The organism is Trebonia kvetii, from assembly GCF_007827045.1.
Lineage (GTDB): Bacteria > Actinomycetota > Actinomycetes > Streptosporangiales > Streptosporangiaceae > Trebonia > Trebonia kvetii.
The window spans coordinates 1,070,469-1,087,944 of sequence record NZ_RPFW01000002.1 but is presented as its reverse complement, the minus strand read 5'-3'; the positions used below and the strand labels follow the sequence as shown (position 1 = coordinate 1,087,944).

Here is a 17,476-nt window from a genome sequence, read left to right as displayed (position 1 = left end):
CCTGCCCGGGACCGTTTGGCTTGTTAAGCTTCGTGGAGGAGGCCGCTATGCGAACCATCCTCGCCATCATCGGCATCGGCTGGATCGTCTTCTGGGTCGGCTGGCTGATCGCCGCGTTCACCGCCAAGTCCAGTCAGGGCGGCTGGGGAGGCTTGGGCGGCGGGCTCCGGGTCGGCCTCGTCATCGTGATCTTCGTCCTGGTCCGCGTCAACATCGGCAGCGGGCACCGCGCGATCGCCAGCCCGCTGCTCGGCGGCATCGGCCTCGCCGTCTGGGCCGCCGGGCTCGCCCTCGCGGTCTGGGCCAGGATCTACATCGGCAGGAACTGGGGTATGCCGATGACCAAGCGGGAAGACCCCGACCTGGTCACCACCGGCCCGTACCGGCTCATCAGGCACCCGATCTATACCGGCATCATCCTCGGGGTAATCGGCACCGCGCTGGCCACGTCGCTGTACGGCCTGTTCGCCGCCGCCGTCATGTTCGCCTACTTCGCCTACAGCGCCCGCAGCGAGGAGCGCTTCCTCGCCGAGCGCTTCCCCAACACCTTCCCGCCCTACAAGGCCAGAACGAAGATGCTCATCCCCTTCCTCGTCTGACCAGCTTCCGCCGCTAGGACCAGCTAACGCAGGCGGCCCCGGTGATCTCGAGATCACCGGGGCCGCGGCGTGCTTCGGCAAGCGTCAGGTGCCGGCCGAGTTGACCACCTCGGCGAAGATGCGCAGCGCCGTGGTGGCCTGCTCACGGGTGAACACCAGCGGCGGCGAGACCCGGATCGTGCTCTCGCCGCATTCCAGGACGAGCAGCCCGCGCTCGAATGCCCGCAGCTGCACGCGTTCCGCCAGTTCCGCGGAACGGAACTCCACGCCGATCATCAGCCCGACGCCGCGCACGTCGGTGACCGTCTTCGGGTGCTCCGCCCAGATCTCCCGCAGTCCGGACATCAGGAACTCGCCCTGTTCCGTGGCGTTGGCCAGCAGTCCCTCGGACTCGATTACGGAAAGCGTGGCGAGGCCCGCCGCGCACGGCACGGGTGAGCCGCCGTAGGTGGAGCCGTGGGCGCCGGCGCCCCACTTCTCCATCAGCGGCGCCCGCGCCATGAACGCGCCGAGCGGCAGCCCGGAGGCGATGCCCTTCGCGCTGATCAGGATGTCGGGCCGCACGCCTGAGTACTCGATGGCCCACATCCGCCCGGTGCGGCCCATGCCCGACTGGACCTCGTCGGCGACGAGCAGGATGCCGTACTTGTCGCACAGCGACCGCAGCCGGGCCAGCCAGGCGGCGTGCGGCACGATGTACCCGCCCTCGCCCTGCACCGGCTCGACGAAGATCGCCGCCACCTCCGACGGCGGCACCTGGTAGCGGAAGAGCGTGTTCTCCAGGTAGTCGAACGTCTCCTCCTCGTCGTGCGACCGCGCGCCGGTGTCGGGGTCGACCCGGTTGAACGCGTAAGGCGCGTGCAGCACGCCGGGGACCAGCGGTCCGAACCCCTTGTGGTACTTGGCCTTGGACGCGGTGAGCGTCATCGCGCCGTAGGTGCGCCCGTGGAACGCGCCGAAGAAGCTGATCACGTACGGCCGCCCGGTCGCGTACCTGGCCAGCTTCATCGCGCCCTCGACCGCCTCGGCGCCCGAGTTGGTGAGGAAGGCGCGGACCGGCCCGTCGATCGGCGCGGTCGCCGCCAGCGCGGAGCACATCCGCGAGTAGATCGGCAGGTAGAAGTCGCTGGCCGAATAGTGCAGCAGCTCCGTCGCCTGCGCGGTGACGGCGGCGACGACCGCCGGGTGGCAGTGCCCGGTTGAGGTCACCGCGATCCCGGCATTGCAGTCGAGGAACAGGTTCCCGTCGGCGTCCTCCACCACCGAGCCGTATGCGCGGCGCGGCACCAGCGGATAGGCACGCGGCAGCGACCCGCTGGTGACCGCGGCGTCGGCGTCGATGATCGCCCGCCCGGCCGGGCCGGGCAGTTCGGTCCGCACGTCGGGCACCGGCCGCGCCGGGTCGAGCCAAGAGGGAGCGGAACCGCTCACGACACCACCGTCCTTGACTGCTCACGCATGTATTGCTGCACGTAGTAGAGACCACCGCCGGCCTTGCCGCCGCTGCCCGAGCCCTTCCAGCCGCCGAACGGCTGCACGCCGGGCCACGCCCCCGTGGTCGCGCCCGCGGCCCGGTTGACGTACACGACGCCGGCCTGGATCTCATCGAGGAACTTCTCGATCTCGCCGGCGTCGGCGGAGAAGAAGCCGGCGGTCAGCCCGAGATCGGTGGCGTTCGCAAGTCCCAGGGCCTCATCGAGGGTGTCGTACGGCGCGACCGCGACCAGCGGCACGAACAGCTCGTCGCGGAAGATCCAGTCGTCGGCCGCGAGCCCGGTCACCACGGTCGGCGCGAGGTAGTACCCGTCTGGCAGCGCGCCGGTGTTGACAGCAGGGCCGCGAAGCACCGAACCCCCGGCCACCACCTCGCCGTGCGTCCGCGCGTGCTCGACCGCCCGCTCGAACCTGCTGACCGACTCGGCGTTGATCACCGGCCCGAGGTATGCGTCGCGCGAGGTCGGCTCGCCGACCGTCAGCGACCCGGCCCGCTCGGCGAGCTTGGCCGTGAACGCCTCGAACACCGGGCGCTGCACGTACACCCGCGAGCAGGCCGAGCACTTCTGCCCGGACAGCCCGAACGCGGACCGCGCGACCCCGGCCGCCGCGACGTCGAGATCGGCCAGCGCGGAGACGATCGCCGGGTTCTTCCCGCCCATCTCGCAGATAACCGGCTTGGGGTAGTCGGCCGCGAACTGCCGGTAAATCGACATTCCGGTCGTGTAGGACCCGGTGAACGTCAGCCCGTTCACCCCCGGGTGCGCCACGAGCGCCGCCCCGGTCTCGTCACCGCCGGGCAGCAGGTGCAGCACGTCGGCGTCGAGCCCGGCGTCGCGGAAGCACTCGTACAGCTTGAACGCGGTGAACGACCCCTGCGGCGACGGCTTGAGCAGCACGGTGTTCCCCGCCGCGAGCGCCGCGCCGGCCGGACCCGCGGCGAGCGCCATCGGGAAGTTGAACGGGCTGATCACCGCCCACACCCCGTGCGGGCGCAGCACGCTGACGTTCTTCTCCGCGGGTGTCAGCGACCCCATCGGCGCGACGAAGCCGTCGTGGTCCTCGACCTGCTGGCAGTAGTACCTGATCAGGTCGGCGGCCTCCTCGACGTCGCCGAGCGCCTCGAGCCGGTTCTTGCCGACCTCGAGGCTCATCAGCGCGGCGAGCTCGTTGGACCGCTCGCTGATCAGGTCGGCCGCGGCGCGCAGCACCGCGATCCGGTCCCGCCACGGCGTCCGCGCCCAGCGTCCCGCCGCGGAGGCCGCCGCGGCGACGGCGTCCTCGACGTCCGTCTGGGTGGCGGCGTGCGCCTGGCACAGCAGGAGGGACACGTCGCCCGGGCTTGTTACGGGGAAGAGGGGCCCGCCGGTGCGCGGCTTGCCGCTGACGTACCCGTGGATGGTCGCGCCGAGCCAGCTGGTGGCCAGCCGCAGCCCGTCCTCGTAGGCGGTGTGCAGCTGCTCGTTGTCGGCCGACAACGTGGCGTAGGTTACGCGAAAATGGGTCGACATAGCTGCAAATCCTACTGTGAGAGGGTCAGTTTCCGGAAGAATCACCGCGTGGTTGCTTCCCCAGGCGGAAGCGTGACGCCTGGCCCCGCTCCCTCTCCACAATTATCCCGAACGGGTTCCGGCTGACTCCATCAAGTCACGCTTTGACCACGGTGGTCGCGCGGTAGCGGCGGAACTGGGGGAGCGCGGCGCCGATCGCGACGGCGCCGGCGACGGCGAGCAGGCCGCCGCTGAGCGCACTGATCACCGGGGTGGTGAGCGACCCGACCACGCCCGCCTCGAGCGAGCCGAGCTCGCTGCCGCCGGCGCCGACGAGGAAGTCCGCCGCGTTCACCCGGCCGCGGAACTCGTCGGGGGTCGACTGCTGCACGATCATGCCCCTGATGACCACGGTGAAGGTGTCTGCGAGCCCGGCCAGGGCCAGGGCGAGCAGCGTCAGCCACAGCGTCGGCGCGACCGCGAACAGCGCGAAGGCGCCGCCCCACACGGCGACGCAGGCCAGCATGACCAGGCCGTGCCGCGCGGTGTGCCGCAGTGGCCCCGCGAACACCGCGCTGACCAGGCCGCCGACGCCGATCGCCGTCGCGAACAGGCCGAGCGTGCGCGGATTGCCGCCGAACCGCTCGGCGTTGATCGCCGGGAACAGCGACACGGGCAGCGCGAAGAACGTGGCGTTCACGTCGGCGAGGAACGCCCCGCACAGCGCCGGCGTCCGCCTGATGAACGCCAGGCCTGCCAGCGTCTGCGCGAGACCGGACGGCATGCGCTTCCCCGTGACGGCGGCATCGCTCTCGCCCGCCGCGGGTTCCGTGGCCGGCCCGGTGGACTCCCTGACGGGTGGCATCACGGGCAGGCCGCTCACGCCCCACAGCGCGCCGGCGAAGGAGGCGACGTCCGCCAGGTAGCAGCCGCGCAGGCCAGCCGTCGCGGCGACCACGCCGGCCAGGGCCGGCCCGGTGATCAGCACGACCTGGAAGACGATCCGCTGCAGTGCCATCGCGGCAGCCAGTTGCGAGCGCGGCACCAGCCGGGGGATGAACGTCTGCTGGGCGGGGGCGCTGACCGCGCTCAGCCCGGCGCTCACCGCGACCACCGCGTACAGCGCCCACAGCGAAGCCGCGCCCGCCGCGGTCAGCGCGAACAGCGCGGCGGACAGCGTCAGCTGGCAGCAGGTGATCGCGAGGACCAGTTTCCGCCGGTCCACCCGGTCGGCGAACGTCCCGCCGGGCAGCGTGATCAGCAGCAGCGGCAGGAACGTGGCCAGGCCGATGCCGCCGACGGCGGCCGTCGACCGGGTCAGGTTGTACGCCTGCAGCGTGATCGCGAACGTGGTCATCGCTGACCCGGTCCGCGACAGCATGGTCCCAAGCCAGAGCCGCCGGAAGGCCGGGATCTCGCGCAGCGGCGTGACATCGGTAAGCAGGCGCATGGCCTAATTGTAACAGTGCTTATATAAGTGCTGTCATTTCAATTATGATGACACCCATGAACGAGGAGCCGAGGCCCGCTGACCTGGCCGACGACCCGACCGAGCGGAGCGTATGGCGGCCGGTCCACCGGCTGCTGTCCGGCATGGATGACGAGATCGCGCGCGTCTACGCCGAGAACGGCATGGCCGACCTCAAGCCGAACTGGGTACTGGAGATCATCCGGCTGCACGTCCGCGGCCCGATGACGATCGCGGAGCTGGCCCGCTCGGTGGACCGGACCCATTCGGCGCTGAGCCAGAAGGTCGCGGCGATGCGCGCCGCCGGCTGGCTGGACACCGAGCCCGGCCACGACGGGCGCAGCAAGAGGGTGACGCTCACGCCCAAGGCCGAGCGGGTCGCCCCGCTGCTCGCCGCCGAGTGGCGGGTGACCGAGGCCGTGGTCGCGGAGATCGAGGATGAGCTTCCCTACCCGCTGACCCGTGTGGCCGCCGACATGGCCGCGCTGCTCGCCCGCAAGTCCTTCCACGACCGCATCACGGAGAAGCTGGCCGCCGACGGCACCTGGCCCGCCGCCCGCGGGTGAGCGGCTGACCGCCTACGTCGCCACGCACCGCGAGATGACCCTGTCCAGCGCGAGCAACCGGCTCGTGGACGAGGCGCTGCGCATGCACGAGCATCCGCTGATCACGTTCAAGGACGGTCCCGCCGGGCGGCGCGCCCGGGTGGTCGGCGGCCCTGACGTCTGGGAGATCATCGGCGCTATCCGTTCCGTGCGGGCCGCGGATCCCGCGGTGACTGGCGACGACGCCCTCGTCGCCGTCACCGAGACGTCCGGGGTGCCGATGCCGTTCCTGCGCGCCGCCCTGGCCTACTGGGGCGACTTTCCCGAAGAGGTGGACGCCTTTCTCGACCGGGCGGCCGCCGAGGCCGCCCAGGCACAGGCCGCGTGGCAGCGGCAGCAGGAACTGCTGGGCCGGTGACCGGGACGGGCGGCAAGCCCGACGCGCTGCTGCTCGACGAGATGTTCTCGTCGGCCATCGCCGACGACCTCGCCGCCCGGGGAACCGACTGCCGCGCCGTCGCCGCCGACGTTCTGCTGCGTGCCCTGTCCGACCTGGAGATCTTCGAGACGGCGCTGCTCGAGGTGCCGGGTCATCGTGACGAACAACGTGCCGGACTTCGAATCGCTGCGCGGCGTCCTCCCGGCGGCGACTAGAACGGGCCGAAGCCCTCGGGCATCGGAGTGCTGTCCAGCGTGATCAGCGGCAGCGGGCCCGCCAGCTGGTCGGGGGCGGCGGGCACGTAGGCGAAGTTCTTCGCCCGGGAGCCGCCGTCGACCACCAGGTCGATGCCGGTGATCAGCCGCGCGTAGTCCGAGCAGAGCCAGGCGACGGCGTGACCGATGTCGGTCGGCGTGCCGGTGGTGCCCATCGGGACCATCGGGTTGCGCGGGCCGTCGAACCGGGCCGGCCTCCGCCACTCTTCGTTGGTGCCCTCGGGGGCGCCGAGGCCGCCGGTCGCGCCGGGCCGCAGGCCGAACGGGGTGCGCCCCTCCGCCTTCCACTGGGCGAGCAGTTCGGGGTTGTCCGGGTTCGGCGCGGTGGGGGTGAAGCTGTTGACCCGGATGCCGTAGGGGGCCAGGTCCATCGCGGCGGCACGGACGAAGTTGTTCACGCCGCCCTTGTGGAACGCGTACGCGCACACGCCCGCGCTGCCGTTCCAACCGTTGGACGAGGAGATGCAGACGATCGAACCCCGGACACCGCGCTCGGCCATCGACCGGCCGACGTACTTGGTGTTCAGGAAGGTGCCCATCGACGAGACGGTCACCGCGCGGTGGAACGCCTCCGCGGTCTCGTCGAGCACGCCGCGGCCGCCGAGCAGCGCCGCGTTGTTGACCAGGATGTCGATCTTGCCCCACGCGGCGAGTACGTCGTTGATGTAGCCCTTGACGGTCTCCTCGTCGGTCACGTCGCCAGGCGCGGCCATCGCGGTGCCGCCGTTGCGCTCGATCCGGGCGATGGAGGCGTCGATTGACTCCTTGGACACATCGTTGACGGCGACCTTCGCCCCGTACCTGGCGAGTGCCAGCGCGATGCCGCTGCCGATGTTCGGCCCGGCGCCGGTAACGAGCGCGACCTTGCCCTCCAGTGAGACGTCCAACGCCTATCTCCACCTCTCGCGGTAATCGTCGGGGAACGGCCGCAGTCACCCAGGCGAAGAGCGGGCGCGGACAGCCGGACGCTGCCGATTATTGGCTGCCGCGCACGGCGTGGCAATCGGCCGGCGGGACAGAAGATGCACCGTGCGGCTGGGGGATTCACCAACTTTCCCGCGTCACCCGTCGCGGAGATTGCATTGAGACGACCCGGCGGAACGCCGTGGCGCGGCTCAGCCGGCGATCGCGGCGGCCTCCACCACGTGCCGCAGCAGCAGCGCTGTCGTGACCGGGCCGACGCCGCCGGGCACCGGGGTCAGGGCGGCCGCGACGCCGGTCACCGCGGGGTCCACGTCGCCGGCCAGCCCGCCCTCGGGGGTCGCGTTCGTGCCCACGTCGATGACCGTCGTCCCGGGGGAGACATGCCAGGGACCGATCAGCCCGGCCCGGCCGGCCGCCGCGACGAGGATGTCGGCCTGCCGGGTGATGGCCGCGAGGTCGGGCGTCCGCGAATGGCAGATCGTGACGGTCGCGTGCCGGTCGAGCAGCAAGTGCGCGGCGGGCTTGCCCACCACGACAGAACGGCCGACCACCACCGCGTGCCGGCCCCGCAGTTCGACCCCGTAGTGGTCGAGCAGCGCCAGCACCGCCTCCGCCGTAGCGGGAGCGAATGCTGGCAGGCCCGCCACCAGGCGGCCGATCGACTCGGGGCTGGCGCCGTCCACGTCCTTCTGCACCGGGATCAGCGTCGCCAGGGCGGCCAGGCTCGCCCCCTCGGGCAGCGGCGTTTGCAGGATGATCCCGTGCACCTCAGGGTCGTCAGCAAGCGACGTGAGGGTCGCCGTAATCCCCGTCGCCGTGGTCGTCCGCGCCACGTCGCAGGCGATTCCCTCGCGCGCCGCCGCCGCCGAGATCGACCGGATATAGGCGGCGCTGCCGCCATCGTCGTTGGCCGTAACCACGGCGAGGCGCGGCTGGCGGCCATTCTTCGTCAGCTCGGCAGCCCGTGCGGCCACCGCAGCGCGAACCTCCTTGGCGAGCTCACGCCCGCTCAGCTCACGAAACCCTTCGGGCTCCGCCGTCACTTGGATATCTCCTCGCGTACGGCCTCGATCACGCGCCCGGCCCGGTCGGTCACGCCGTCGGCGAGCGCCGCCGTCGCCCACAGTTCCGCACGCAGCGCATCGTCCTTGACGCCGCCCAGGTTCGCCTCGATGTTGAGCTGAGCGGTGACCGCGGCGGCGCTGATCGCCGCGGCCGCGGCGGCGATGTCGGTGGTCACGTTCTTGTTGGCGACGGGAAACAGTTCCTCGGCGAGACCGACAAGGCGTACCGACGCGGCCATCAGATCGGCCGGCGGCCGGGCGGCGCCGCCGAGTGCGTCGGCGATCGCGGCGGACCGCGCGGCCTTCTCTTCCTCGGTGTCCTTGGGCAGTCCGTAGGCGGAGATCACGACCTCGAACGCGGCCTGGTCTGCCACGGCGATGCCGACCGCCTCGTCGGCGAGTCCGTCGGCCGCGGCCCGGACCCGGCCAACCGTCTCGGCGTCGTAGCGGGGCCCGTCGCTGAACCGGGCGACCATCGCGAGAAGGGCGGCGGCCTGGGCCGCGTGCAGCGCCCCGGTCGCGCCGCCGCCTGGTGCCGCGCTGCGGGCAGCGAGGCGGGTGAGGAAACTCCCGATGGTCTCGTCACGCATGACCGTCAGGCTACTGGGTCGGTGCGGCACCCGACAGTGAGTTAGCGGCGGCGCGGGAGCCCGCGGCCCGGCTGGGTATGCACTTACGTGTCATGCGTTATTGCAAGTCTTTTGCAAGTAACTCTAGACTGTTGCCTGACCAGGGACTCCACAAGCGCGGGAAGGCGGCGGCTGATGGCGAACGTGAGCGCACGGCTGGCACGGGTCAGGGATGGCCTGACGCCACGCGAGTGGGCCCGGGCAGGCGCCATGGTCGCGGTGGTCATCGGGCTGAACGTGGCCGGCTGGCTGATGCTGGCGGCGGCGGTCGGCGGTCACTACCACATCACAAACACGGAGATCTTCGGGTTCGGGACCGGCGCGCTCGCCTACACCCTGGGCATGCGGCACGCGTTCGACGCCGACCACATCGCCGCGATCGACAACACCACCCGCAAGCTGGTCAACGACGGCAAGCGGCCGCTGTCGGTGGGGTTCTTCTTCTCCCTCGGCCACTCCTCGGTGGTGTTCGTCCTCGCCCTGCTGCTGAACTTCGGGATCAGGTCGCTCGACGAGCAGGTCAGGAACGACAACTCCGGGCTGCACACCGTCACCAGCGTCATCGGGACCGGCGTCTCCGGCACGTTCCTTTACATCATCGCGCTGCTCAACGTCATCATCCTGGTCGGCATCGTCAAGGTGTTCCGCGAGATGCGGACCGGACGCTACAACGACGCGGAACTCGAGGAGCAGCTCGACAAGCGCGGGCTGATGAACCGCTTCCTCGGCCCGATCGCCCGCCGCGCCGACGCCCCGTGGAAGATGTACCCGATCGGCGTGCTGTTCGGGCTCGGCTTCGACACCGCCACCGAGGTCGCGCTGCTGGTGCTGGCGGGCTCCGCAGTGGTATCCGGACTGCCGTTCTACGCGATCTTGTCGCTGCCGATCCTGTTCGCGGCGGGCATGTGCCTGTTCGACACCGTCGATGGCTGCTTCATGAACTTCGCCTACGACTGGGCGTTCGCCAAGCCGATCCGCAAGGTCTACTACAACATGACGATCACCGGCCTGTCGGTGTTCGTCGCCCTGTTCATCGGCACCATCGAGATCCTCGGCCTCATCGGCCAGGAGTACGACCTCGGCGGCGGCTTCTGGAGCTTCATGGGCGGCTTCGACATCAACAAGGCCGGCTTCGTCATCGTCGGCATCTTCGTCGTCACCTGGATCGCCGCCCTCGCCATCTGGCACTTCGGCAAGATCGAGCAGAAGTGGGACGATCGGCAGGCCGTGCCCGCCGCCGACTGCACCGAGGGATAGCGCAGCCCCGCCGGCGCGAGGCAGGCGGGGCGTGCGCGGCGCCATACGGCTTACCGGTGCGAGCGGCGGGGCCGGAACTTGATCCAGGCCACGATCGCGATGGCCACGAGGATCCAGGGCGAGAACAGGAAGTGGAGTACCGCGCCGGCGATCATCAGGGCTATGAAAGCGGCGATTACCAGGGCGATGAGGGCGAGCATTGTGATCCGTCTCCGTTGTACGTCGGGCTCTTGTATTCAAGAGTGCCGTCGGCGGAGCGTGCGGTCGATCGGGATCAGCCCTGTTCGCGCCCTGGTGCGATCCCTATGCCGCATCCGGGTCATCCCTGACGCGGCCGCGTTCCTCAGGGTAGGGTGACGGCCGTGCCCGGCAGGCTCATGGTGCCGGGCGGGCAGTACCAGGTCATGATGTCCACCGCGAGCCGCCCGGCCAGCACCGCCGGATCGGCCTCGGCGAGCTGCCGGGATCGCTCAACGGATCCGGTTCGGTAGAACGTCAGCCCGCGCAGCGACGGATCGGGCTGCCCGACGACCGGGCCGTTGGTCGCCACCTCACCGGACTTGCGCAGCCGGTCGTGATAAGCCAGGTGCTCGCTCTGTATCCGCTCGAGCTCCTCGTCCGGATAGTCGGGGGCGTCGGCCGGGCGGCGGAGCAGCACCAGTTCGAATGACTCAAGGTCCACGCCTCATTATCCGTACTCGCGATGCGCTCAGCCAGGCTTGGCGGTGGTTCCAGTTTTGCGTCATGCTCGAAGCATGAGCACTTTAGGCGGATCTGACGCGAACGCCCAGCTTAGGGCGGGCGTGTACGCGCGGCTGAGTGGGACCTACGACGCTGCGGAGTCGGTGCCTACCCAGCTTGCCTACGGGGAGCGGCATGCGGAACGCGCGGTTGGGTGGTTGCCGGGCGGTTCAAGGACGACGGCTTCTCTGCCTACAAGGAGATCGCCCGCGATGACTTCGTGCGGCTGATCAGTGCGATCGAGGCCGGCGAGCTGGATGTGGTGATCGTCCGGGACGTGGACCGGCTGACCCGCAACCTGACCGACTGGAACCGGTTCGAGAAGGCCTGCGTGCGGCACGGGGTGCTGCTGAGCCCGTACACGGGCGGGGACCTGGACCTGTCGACCCCGGAAGGGGCCTATTACGGCGGGATGGAGACACTGCGGGCCAAGCGGGAAAGCGCGGTCAAGAGCGCCCGGGTCCGCGAGGCGAAGGAACGCCAGGCGCGGGCGGGGAAGCGCAGCGGTGGCGGTGCCTTGTGGTTCGGGTACGTGCGGGTGTATGCCAATCCGGATGAGCCGGTGGCGCGTAAGCGGGTGATCTTGCGGGAGGAGCTGCACCCGGTCAACGCGCCCGCGCTGCGTGATGCGGCCGAGCGGGTCTTGCGGGCACGGCCCTGGGACACCGGCGAGCAGGTCGGCGAGCCTGAGGACATCGAAGCTATAGACAGCATGGACGCCGCCCGAGTGCTGGAAGGCTGGTGGCCGGGTCCCAGCGAGGAGGAACTCGCGGCGGATGAGGAACTGCGGGAGATGTTCGGGCCGTTCGGCGAGCGGTTTCCCGGCCTGGCACCCGCCGTGGAGGAGGAACTGGACCCGGAACTGATGCGGCGGGCGGTGTTCCAGTACACGAGGGACGCACGGATCGGGCTGGTACCCGCAGCGCGCCCGGCCGACATACTGCCGCGCATCGGCTGGGCAGGAGCCTGCAACAACCGCACCGCGTCAGAACTCGCGGTGGTGCTGCGGTCGTGGGAGGACAGGTTCGGTGCGCGGCTGCTTGAGGTGGGCTACGCCGACATCCGGCTGGTGGTCAGCAGGCCACCGCAGACCTTGCAGGCGGCGCAGCGAATCGCCGCTGAGCACATGGCGTTCAGTGACGAGGCACACAAGGGGCCGACCTGGATCCCCGAGATCGCGCGCGCCATCGTGAACAACCCGTTCTGGGACTTCTGGTGGGACTAACGCCCCACAAGCCGGAGAACGTGGAGTCCCACGCGGCTTGTGGCGTTCCGGCCCGTGGCCGAAAATTCACGATGCAAAAGTGGAGCCACCCCCGTGTCCCGCTGCCCCGCGTCAGCTCAGCCGTCCGCCTTACCCCCCGCTGCCTAATGGTTGCTGGCGTCAGGGCTGGTGATGAGGGGGCCGACGGCGGCATACCGCTGGAAGAGTGAAGGCGGACCTGCCTGCGCGGAAGAGCGCTAGTTTTGCAGGCGTGACAGGGACTGGCTCGGGCAAAACGCGGTTGATCATCTTGCGGGGAAACTCGGCGTCCGGTAAATCGTCGACCGCAGCGGAGATCCGTCGGCGACACGGCCGCAGGGACCTTGCGGTCGTCGGGCAGGACAACCTGCGCCGCAACGTACTGCGCGAGCACGACGTGCCCGCAGGGGTGAACATCGGGCTGATCGACCTCGTGACGCGGTACGCGCTCAATCACGGCTTCAACGTCATCGTCGAAGGCATCCTCAGTGCCGATCACTACGCGGAAATGCTCATGGCCCTCATCGATGATCACCGGGGCCTGACCTGCTGCTACTACCTCGACGTGCCGTTCGATGAGAGCCTCAGACGGCACGCAGGGAAACCTCAGGCCTCGCAGTACGGCGCTATCGAGATGAAAGCCTGGTACCGAGAGCTTGACCTGCTACCGGGCGGTGCCGAGCAGGTCATTCGTGCCGCGATGCCGCAGGACGAGATCGTGCGCCGGGTCATGGCCGACAGCGGCCTTGCCGCCGAGCCGACGCAGGAGGGCCTGTAATCAGGCCGGGCTTCAGTCGCCACGCTGGTTCGCCTGGGATCAGTGCCGGATCCTGCCCTGGCCCCGAGCAAATTCACGACGCAAGAGTGGAGCCACCCCTGTGCTCCGCTGCCCCGCGTCTGCCTGCTCCTGGACCGGGCGGCGTGCCGGATGGTTCGGACGTTCGCAGGTCAGCCGAAGAGCTCTTGGAGGACAGCGGCAGACCTCGGAGGGATGTCCTCTTCGGGGAAGAACTCTGCACATATCTGAACTGCGGTTACGGCTGAGTCCACGCCGATCATCTCGGCCAGCAAGCGCAGGTCGTCGATGTCGCGGGTCCTGGCCGCAAGCGCCTTCATCGCGAAGATGTGCCGCGGTGAGGCCGCGGTAACACGCAGGCCAGGGTGGTCGAACACGCGGCGCTTGCCAGGGTCGTCCTTTCCCGAGATGTAGACGCTCGCCTGCTCGTTGAGCCACCACGGTGGCAGCCCGAGTTCCTGCGCAACGCTTCTTGCTTCTTCTTGCTTCTTCCAGGACGACACCGTGCGGCACGAAAAGCGAGTCGACATCGCGAGTCACGCGGGTGGCGTCATAGGCGAGGGCCATCGCTGCTCCGCCCACGATGAACACGTCGGCGACCACGCCCCGGCGTACCAGGCGGTCCCCGAGAGCAGTGAACGCTCTTTCGAGCTGTGCCCGGTCGAGTAGGACATTGCCCGGATCGGTCACGCTGCTTCCAGATCAGCGGCCGCTAGGTACACGCCGTGCTTGCGGAAGGCGGCCGGCGCGTGCACGAGCGCATCGGCCCGCTGAACCCGAAGCTCTGCAGGGAACCACGGCCGTCCGAGAACCCTCAGCTCAGCCCAGCCCGGCGGGGCGAGATCATGCTTTGCCGCAAGATGCTCGGCCAGGGCTGCCAGCAAAGCATCCCATCGCTCGTCACCCACAGAAGGCGGCTCGTCCACGAGCAAGGCGATCTGGGTATCTGGTGACTCCCACCGGTACTCCTCGAGGAACTCCCAGAAGATCTTCCACCGAGTCTTTTCACCGGCCGTCTGTGCCAGGTGCGCCGCCAGATCGGCAACGGTCATGGGCTGATAGGTGGCCACGGCCGCTCCTCTCGCGTCTGCGGAAGCTCCCTGTACGTAACGAAGATATCGCGCCTCAACGCACGAGACCCATAGTGCGTGGTCTGCAACCATCCGGCGGCTAAGTCCACGACGCAAAACTGGAGTCACCCCTGCGCGCCGCTGCCCCGCGTCTGCGGCCGCGACGGATGCGGCGGCAACACCGAAGGGAGCGCTCCTGCCAACCCCGGCCGGGGTCTTGACCGCGGCCGGAGAGATCACCGGCGAAGCGGAACGACCACGGCAGAGTAGTTGAGGTCCTGGCTGTCTTCGATGTAGTGATCCGTGCCGCGGATGAAGAACAAAGGCCCTGCGGAAAGTGTCGCCTGGTTCACGACGTAGCTCGCCTTGAGTCCTCCGGTGAGGAAATGCCTGCCATCGGGCAGCCACAGGGCCCAGGCGACGGGGGCGCCGACTTCCAGGCGCACCGAGCCGGCCAGGCGCAGGGCCCCGGTTCCGGTGCTGACCATCGCCAGCCGCGCCGCGCCGGTGGCGTCCGGGTTGGTGTCCGCGAACACGACAAGCCGGGTGCCGTCGGGCGAGAACGCACCACCGAGGGCGAAGCCGTGCCGTAGCGGGCTGCGCACCGTCCTCGTGGACAGAGTCGCGGTGCTGGTGATCTCCAGCGGGCAGTCCTGGCCTTCCGTACAGGCCGCCGGCAGCCAGGCCAGCAGGCTGTAGCGGCCGCCCGGCGGGGTGTAGGCGGTGATGACCTGATAGCCCCTGCCGACCGCCTTCAACGCCCCGGTCTCCGGGTTCCACACAGCGGTAACGGTGCGTGCCCTTGTCTTGCGGTCCGACTGGACCAGGACGCCGCCGGCCACGCCGAGGCTCTGGCCGTAAGGCACATACCAGCCGTCCGGGAGCGTCAGCGCGCGGGGCGCGCCAGGACCGCCCGCGGGCAGCTCAGTGAGGCGGTTGTCCGCGGGGGAGATAAACAGGTGCCGCCCGTCTGCGGACGGGAAGACCCACTGACCAGGCCCCACATCCCGGATCTTGCCGGTCGCCGGGTTCAGTTCCCGGACCACCTGCGGCCGATGGCCCGCGACCGGGACGCCGGCGCCTGCCCAGTTCACCCAGTAGAGGCGCCCGCCGGCCTGGACCAGGGGAAGGGCCGGGTCGGCGTTGATTTTGGCGATCACACGCTGGGCCGAGGTGGCCAGGTCGCCCAGGTGCACGCGCCCGTGGTAGTCGACCCAGGCCACCCGCCCGGCAGCGGCGGCGCCGGCCGGGCCCGCCCCACCGGTGCCGGCGTCCCTGGCCACGGCAGCACGATGCGGCCGGGTCACAGCGAACGCGACGGCCACGGAGACAGCAAGCGCGAGGATCACCACCGCACCGGCCAGCCTCAGGCGGCGGCGCCGGCGCCTCGCCTGCGCGAAGAGGGCTTCGGCCGCGCCGGGCGCGGGCGGTGCCTGCCGGGCGATCGTGCGGCTCATTCCCGTCATTGCCAACCTCGCATCATGGAACTACTATCACTAGGACCATGCTGGATGTCAACATCGACCGCGCACGCCCCGTCCCGCTCCACGACCAGGTCGCCGCGCAGATCCGCCGCGCCATCGCGGACGGCGAGGCACGCCCGGGCGAGCGCCTGCCCCTGGCCAGGGACCTCGCGGCGGTGCTGGGCGTGAACAAGAACACCGTCCTTCGCGCGCTGCACATCCTCAGGGACGAAGGCCTGCTGGAGTTCCGGCGCGGGCGCGGCATCACCGTGGCCGGCACCCCCCAGCGCGGCGCCGTCGTCGCCCGGGCACGGGACCTCCTCGAATACGCACGGCACCACGGCTTCGGGCGCGACGAGGTCATCCAGATCATCGAAAGCCTTCCCTGACGGGAATGGGCGCAAAGCCCTACCCGGCAAGGCACGGCCCTCCGCCACCCCGTGAGCGCTCGCACGCACTCGAAGGCGCTTCAGGAAATGCCAGTACCGTCCGCTACCGTCAAACGGTGAACACCGCCCGATGATCAACGGGACCGCCACCAAAGGCCAGCCGTTCAGTCGGTCATCAAGGTCTGGACCGTCGATGCGGCCGACGGGGCCTGCGGTGCCGCCCGGAGTTGCTTGTGATGCGGGCGGGCTGCCGCAGAGTTACCGGCTCGAAGCCCGGCAGCGGGCCGTCCTGCCGGCCCGCGACACAAAACTGTAGTCACGCCTGCAAGTTCCTCGCGCGCCTGTCTGATCCGGGCCCGCGCAGACGCGGGCACGCGGGGGATCACCTTAGCCGGGCGCCGCGAGAACTGGCCATGCTGGCGCTGTCGTCAGGCCACCCGGTGCCACGCTTTCGGCCGATCCCGGTTCCTCAGCGGCCCGGCCTCTGCCAGAACGCGTCCGGCAACTCGGCTACCTGGCTGCCGGAGCGTTCCAGGTCCGCGGCCCATGGCAGCATGCGCTGGAAGGTCGGCTCGCCGCCGTCGGCGAGCTGCCGGATCATCGCGACGTTGCGCTCGACTCGCCCGATGATCGCGCCGCGGATCGCGGTTCGGTCGCCGGTGTACCCAGATGGGCGATCATAAGTCCCGGCAGCCACGGCCGGCCGGTGAACCAGACGGCGCCCGCGGCCGGCCGGAATGCCGAGGTCGCATCGTGCAGCCTGCGAAGCCACGCACCGACCTGCCCGAGTGCGTCGCCGGAGCGCAGCCAATCCGGGCAAGGCCGGGTCTCGCCCAAGGTCTGGCCGGGCAGGAACGTCAGGCGCTCGCGGCCCTGTTCATCGAAGCCGCGGGGTCGCGGAGCGCCGTCAAAGCCCGCGTCCTCCAGGTGCCGCAGCACCGAGTGGACGGTTGCCGTCCACGGCTGCGCCGGGCGGCGGACTTCACCGCCGACCCGTACGGCCCCGAAACTGCGCCCACCGGGCAGCCTCTGTTCGGTCACCCCCCGTTTCTACCTCGATCAGCCATCCACAGCGACCGAATATCCGAAGGCCGCGTTCGTCGATTCCGGGATCGCGGCCAACCTGCTCGGCGCGGACGCCAAGGTCGGTGATCCGGCCAGGCGGTCCCTTCGGGCTGCTGCTTGAGGGCTTCGTCGTGATGGAACTCGCCCGCCAGGCGACGTGGTCGCAGGCCGCGGCTGCGGACCGTCGCCATTGCCAAGGGAAGCTGGTTCTGCCTGCCGCAGTACATCGAGTCCGCAGCGGCGGAGACCTTGCTGGCGCTGCACGGCGAGAGCCTCCTGCGCGGCCTTCCCGGGACGTGTTCACCGAGCGGCTGGCCTACTACCTGGGTGAGGTCGACGCGATCCACCCGTTCCGCGACGGCAACGGCCGAGCCCAGCGCGCCTTCTTCGAGCAGCTGGCCAGCGATGACGGCTACGTCGTCGTGGCCGACAAGGAGTGGATCAGAGGCCGGCCTTGACAGGAGGGAGGACCAGATGAACCTGGTGGGACTAACGCCCTCGCAGCGAAGATTCACGATGCAAAAG

Annotated in this window: 21 protein-coding genes and 1 pseudogene; 10 read left to right on the top strand and 12 right to left on the bottom strand. The window is 69.9% G+C overall.

The window, feature by feature from the left end; genetic code table 11:
- The first annotated feature begins 47 nt into the window (after nt 1–47).
- Entirely contained in the window at nt 48–599 is a 552-nt protein-coding gene (locus EAS64_RS13685) for a methyltransferase family protein (RefSeq protein WP_145853267.1), read from the top strand.
- Nucleotides 600–683: 84 nt separating this feature from the next.
- Here EAS64_RS13685 and EAS64_RS13680 read toward each other — a convergent pair whose 3' ends face one another.
- The 3 genes from EAS64_RS13680 to EAS64_RS13670 all read right to left on the bottom strand — a co-directional run bounded on the left by EAS64_RS13680 (nt 684) and on the right by EAS64_RS13670 (nt 5,033).
- Nucleotides 684–2,030 carry an aminotransferase class III-fold pyridoxal phosphate-dependent enzyme gene (locus EAS64_RS13680; RefSeq protein WP_187365901.1) on the bottom strand — a complete coding sequence of 449 codons (1,347 nt, stop codon included), beginning with the start codon at nt 2,028–2,030 and terminating at the stop codon, nt 684–686.
- Nucleotides 2,027–3,604 (bottom strand): aldehyde dehydrogenase family protein, encoded by a 1,578-nt coding sequence (locus EAS64_RS13675; RefSeq protein ID WP_145853266.1) that lies wholly within the window; start codon nt 3,602–3,604, stop codon nt 2,027–2,029. The genes EAS64_RS13680 and EAS64_RS13675 overlap by 4 nt, the downstream gene beginning before the upstream one ends.
- Before the next feature lie 136 nt (nt 3,605–3,740).
- The gene (locus EAS64_RS13670; RefSeq protein ID WP_145853265.1) at nt 3,741–5,033 is read right to left on the bottom strand and encodes an MFS transporter; all 1,293 of its coding nucleotides are present in this window, start codon (nt 5,031–5,033) and stop codon (nt 3,741–3,743) included.
- A 56-nt stretch (nt 5,034–5,089) separates the two neighbouring features.
- On the opposite strand from EAS64_RS13670, the gene EAS64_RS13665 reads away from it, so the two are divergent.
- Genes EAS64_RS13665 through EAS64_RS13655 form a run of 3 tightly spaced genes read left to right on the top strand, consistent with a single transcriptional unit; the run spans nt 5,090 to nt 6,250 of the window.
- Nucleotides 5,090–5,617, top strand: a complete 528-nt coding sequence (locus tag EAS64_RS13665) for a MarR family winged helix-turn-helix transcriptional regulator (protein ID WP_222849284.1) — start codon at nt 5,090–5,092, stop codon at nt 5,615–5,617.
- A gap of 34 nt (nt 5,618–5,651) precedes the next feature.
- Nucleotides 5,652–6,014: a hypothetical protein gene (locus tag EAS64_RS13660; protein ID WP_222849283.1), complete on the top strand. Its 363-nt coding sequence runs from the start codon at nt 5,652–5,654 to the stop codon at nt 6,012–6,014.
- Complete coding sequence (locus EAS64_RS13655) at nt 6,011–6,250, top strand: hypothetical protein (protein WP_145853264.1); 240 nt, start codon at nt 6,011–6,013, stop codon at nt 6,248–6,250. Before EAS64_RS13660 ends, EAS64_RS13655 begins: the two co-directional genes overlap by 4 nt.
- On the opposite strand, the gene EAS64_RS13650 is transcribed toward EAS64_RS13655, so the two are convergent.
- The 3 genes from EAS64_RS13650 to EAS64_RS13640 all read right to left on the bottom strand — a co-directional run bounded on the left by EAS64_RS13650 (nt 6,247) and on the right by EAS64_RS13640 (nt 8,888).
- Nucleotides 6,247–7,197 (bottom strand): SDR family NAD(P)-dependent oxidoreductase, encoded by a 951-nt coding sequence (locus EAS64_RS13650; RefSeq protein ID WP_145853263.1) that lies wholly within the window; start codon nt 7,195–7,197, stop codon nt 6,247–6,249. The two genes, EAS64_RS13655 and EAS64_RS13650, sit on opposite strands and share 4 nt — an antisense overlap.
- Before the next feature lie 228 nt (nt 7,198–7,425).
- On the bottom strand, nt 7,426–8,277 hold the full coding sequence (locus EAS64_RS13645) for a bifunctional 5,10-methylenetetrahydrofolate dehydrogenase/5,10-methenyltetrahydrofolate cyclohydrolase (protein WP_187365900.1): 852 nt from the start codon (nt 8,275–8,277) through the stop codon (nt 7,426–7,428).
- Nucleotides 8,274–8,888 (bottom strand): cyclodeaminase/cyclohydrolase family protein, encoded by a 615-nt coding sequence (locus EAS64_RS13640; protein ID WP_145853262.1) that lies wholly within the window; start codon nt 8,886–8,888, stop codon nt 8,274–8,276. The genes EAS64_RS13645 and EAS64_RS13640 overlap by 4 nt, the downstream gene beginning before the upstream one ends.
- Nucleotides 8,889–9,062: 174 nt before the next feature.
- Here EAS64_RS13640 and nicT point away from each other — a divergent pair, with 174 nt between their 5' ends.
- The gene (gene nicT / locus EAS64_RS13635) at nt 9,063–10,184 is read left to right on the top strand and encodes a Nickel transporter NicT (RefSeq protein ID WP_187365899.1); all 1,122 of its coding nucleotides are present in this window, start codon (nt 9,063–9,065) and stop codon (nt 10,182–10,184) included.
- Nucleotides 10,185–10,234: 50 nt separating this feature from the next.
- Here the strand turns inward: nicT and EAS64_RS43550 are convergent, their stop codons facing one another.
- Both EAS64_RS43550 and EAS64_RS13630 read right to left on the bottom strand, forming a co-directional pair.
- Nucleotides 10,235–10,384, bottom strand: coding sequence for a hypothetical protein (locus tag EAS64_RS43550; RefSeq protein ID WP_187365898.1), 150 nt, complete (start codon nt 10,382–10,384; stop codon nt 10,235–10,237).
- Nucleotides 10,385–10,527: 143 nt separating this feature from the next.
- Nucleotides 10,528–10,866 (bottom strand): YciI family protein, encoded by a 339-nt coding sequence (locus EAS64_RS13630; RefSeq protein WP_145853261.1) that lies wholly within the window; start codon nt 10,864–10,866, stop codon nt 10,528–10,530.
- 204 nt (nt 10,867–11,070) lie between these two features.
- Here EAS64_RS13630 and EAS64_RS46710 point away from each other — a divergent pair.
- The 3 genes and pseudogenes from EAS64_RS46710 to EAS64_RS13620 form a co-directional block, all read left to right on the top strand.
- A pseudogene (locus EAS64_RS46710) lies at nt 11,071–11,412 on the top strand (recombinase family protein); the annotation flags it as partial.
- Nucleotides 11,413–11,637: 225 nt separating this feature from the next.
- Nucleotides 11,638–12,150 carry a DUF4253 domain-containing protein gene (locus EAS64_RS46705; RefSeq protein WP_342782046.1) on the top strand — a complete coding sequence of 171 codons (513 nt, stop codon included), beginning with the start codon at nt 11,638–11,640 and terminating at the stop codon, nt 12,148–12,150.
- Between the two features lie 205 nt (nt 12,151–12,355).
- On the top strand, nt 12,356–12,946 hold the full coding sequence (locus EAS64_RS13620) for an AAA family ATPase (protein WP_246115657.1): 591 nt from the start codon (nt 12,356–12,358) through the stop codon (nt 12,944–12,946).
- A gap of 170 nt (nt 12,947–13,116) precedes the next feature.
- On the opposite strand, the gene EAS64_RS13615 is transcribed toward EAS64_RS13620, so the two are convergent.
- The 3 genes from EAS64_RS13615 to EAS64_RS13605 all read right to left on the bottom strand — a co-directional run bounded on the left by EAS64_RS13615 (nt 13,117) and on the right by EAS64_RS13605 (nt 15,491).
- Nucleotides 13,117–13,494 (bottom strand): hypothetical protein, encoded by a 378-nt coding sequence (locus tag EAS64_RS13615; protein ID WP_145853259.1) that lies wholly within the window; start codon nt 13,492–13,494, stop codon nt 13,117–13,119.
- Between the two features lie 156 nt (nt 13,495–13,650).
- Entirely contained in the window at nt 13,651–14,034 is a 384-nt protein-coding gene (locus tag EAS64_RS13610) for a hypothetical protein (RefSeq protein ID WP_145853258.1), read from the bottom strand.
- Nucleotides 14,035–14,270: 236 nt separating this feature from the next.
- A complete protein-coding gene (locus tag EAS64_RS13605; RefSeq protein ID WP_145853257.1) occupies nt 14,271–15,491 on the bottom strand; it encodes a hypothetical protein in 1,221 nt (406 codons plus the stop codon).
- 47 nt (nt 15,492–15,538) lie between these two features.
- Between EAS64_RS13605 and EAS64_RS13600 the strand changes: the two genes are divergently transcribed.
- Complete coding sequence (locus EAS64_RS13600; RefSeq protein ID WP_145853256.1) at nt 15,539–15,886, top strand: GntR family transcriptional regulator; 348 nt, start codon at nt 15,539–15,541, stop codon at nt 15,884–15,886.
- A gap of 469 nt (nt 15,887–16,355) precedes the next feature.
- On the opposite strand, the gene EAS64_RS44745 is transcribed toward EAS64_RS13600, so the two are convergent.
- The gene (locus EAS64_RS44745; RefSeq protein WP_222849282.1) at nt 16,356–16,583 is read right to left on the bottom strand and encodes a hypothetical protein; all 228 of its coding nucleotides are present in this window, start codon (nt 16,581–16,583) and stop codon (nt 16,356–16,358) included.
- Nucleotides 16,584–17,247: 664 nt separating this feature from the next.
- Here EAS64_RS44745 and EAS64_RS44740 point away from each other — a divergent pair.
- On the top strand, nt 17,248–17,409 hold the full coding sequence (locus EAS64_RS44740) for a Fic family protein (protein ID WP_222849281.1): 162 nt from the start codon (nt 17,248–17,250) through the stop codon (nt 17,407–17,409).
- Nucleotides 17,410–17,476 lie beyond the last annotated feature (67 nt).

Bases quoted from the DNA above. Each gene is read 5' to 3' on its own strand.
- EAS64_RS13685 (WP_145853267.1), top strand. From the start codon at position 48: ATGCGAACCATCCTCGCCATCATCGGCATCGGCTGGATCGTCTTCTGG.
- EAS64_RS13675 (WP_145853266.1), bottom strand. From the start codon at position 3,604: ATGTCGACCCATTTTCGCGTAACCTACGCCACGTTGTCGGCCGACAAC.
- EAS64_RS13670 (WP_145853265.1), bottom strand. From the start codon at position 5,033: ATGCGCCTGCTTACCGATGTCACGCCGCTGCGCGAGATCCCGGCCTTC.
- EAS64_RS13665 (WP_222849284.1), top strand. From the start codon at position 5,090: ATGAACGAGGAGCCGAGGCCCGCTGACCTGGCCGACGACCCGACCGAG.
- EAS64_RS13660 (WP_222849283.1), top strand. From the start codon at position 5,652: ATGACCCTGTCCAGCGCGAGCAACCGGCTCGTGGACGAGGCGCTGCGC.
- EAS64_RS13640 (WP_145853262.1), bottom strand. From the start codon at position 8,888: ATGCGTGACGAGACCATCGGGAGTTTCCTCACCCGCCTCGCTGCCCGC.
- nicT (WP_187365899.1), top strand. From the start codon at position 9,063: ATGGCGAACGTGAGCGCACGGCTGGCACGGGTCAGGGATGGCCTGACG.
- EAS64_RS43550 (WP_187365898.1), bottom strand. From the start codon at position 10,384: ATGCTCGCCCTCATCGCCCTGGTAATCGCCGCTTTCATAGCCCTGATG.
- EAS64_RS46705 (WP_342782046.1), top strand. From the start codon at position 11,638: ATGGACGCCGCCCGAGTGCTGGAAGGCTGGTGGCCGGGTCCCAGCGAG.
- EAS64_RS13615 (WP_145853259.1), bottom strand. From the start codon at position 13,494: ATGTCGACTCGCTTTTCGTGCCGCACGGTGTCGTCCTGGAAGAAGCAA.
- EAS64_RS13605 (WP_145853257.1), bottom strand. From the start codon at position 15,491: ATGAGCCGCACGATCGCCCGGCAGGCACCGCCCGCGCCCGGCGCGGCC.
- EAS64_RS13600 (WP_145853256.1), top strand. From the start codon at position 15,539: ATGCTGGATGTCAACATCGACCGCGCACGCCCCGTCCCGCTCCACGAC.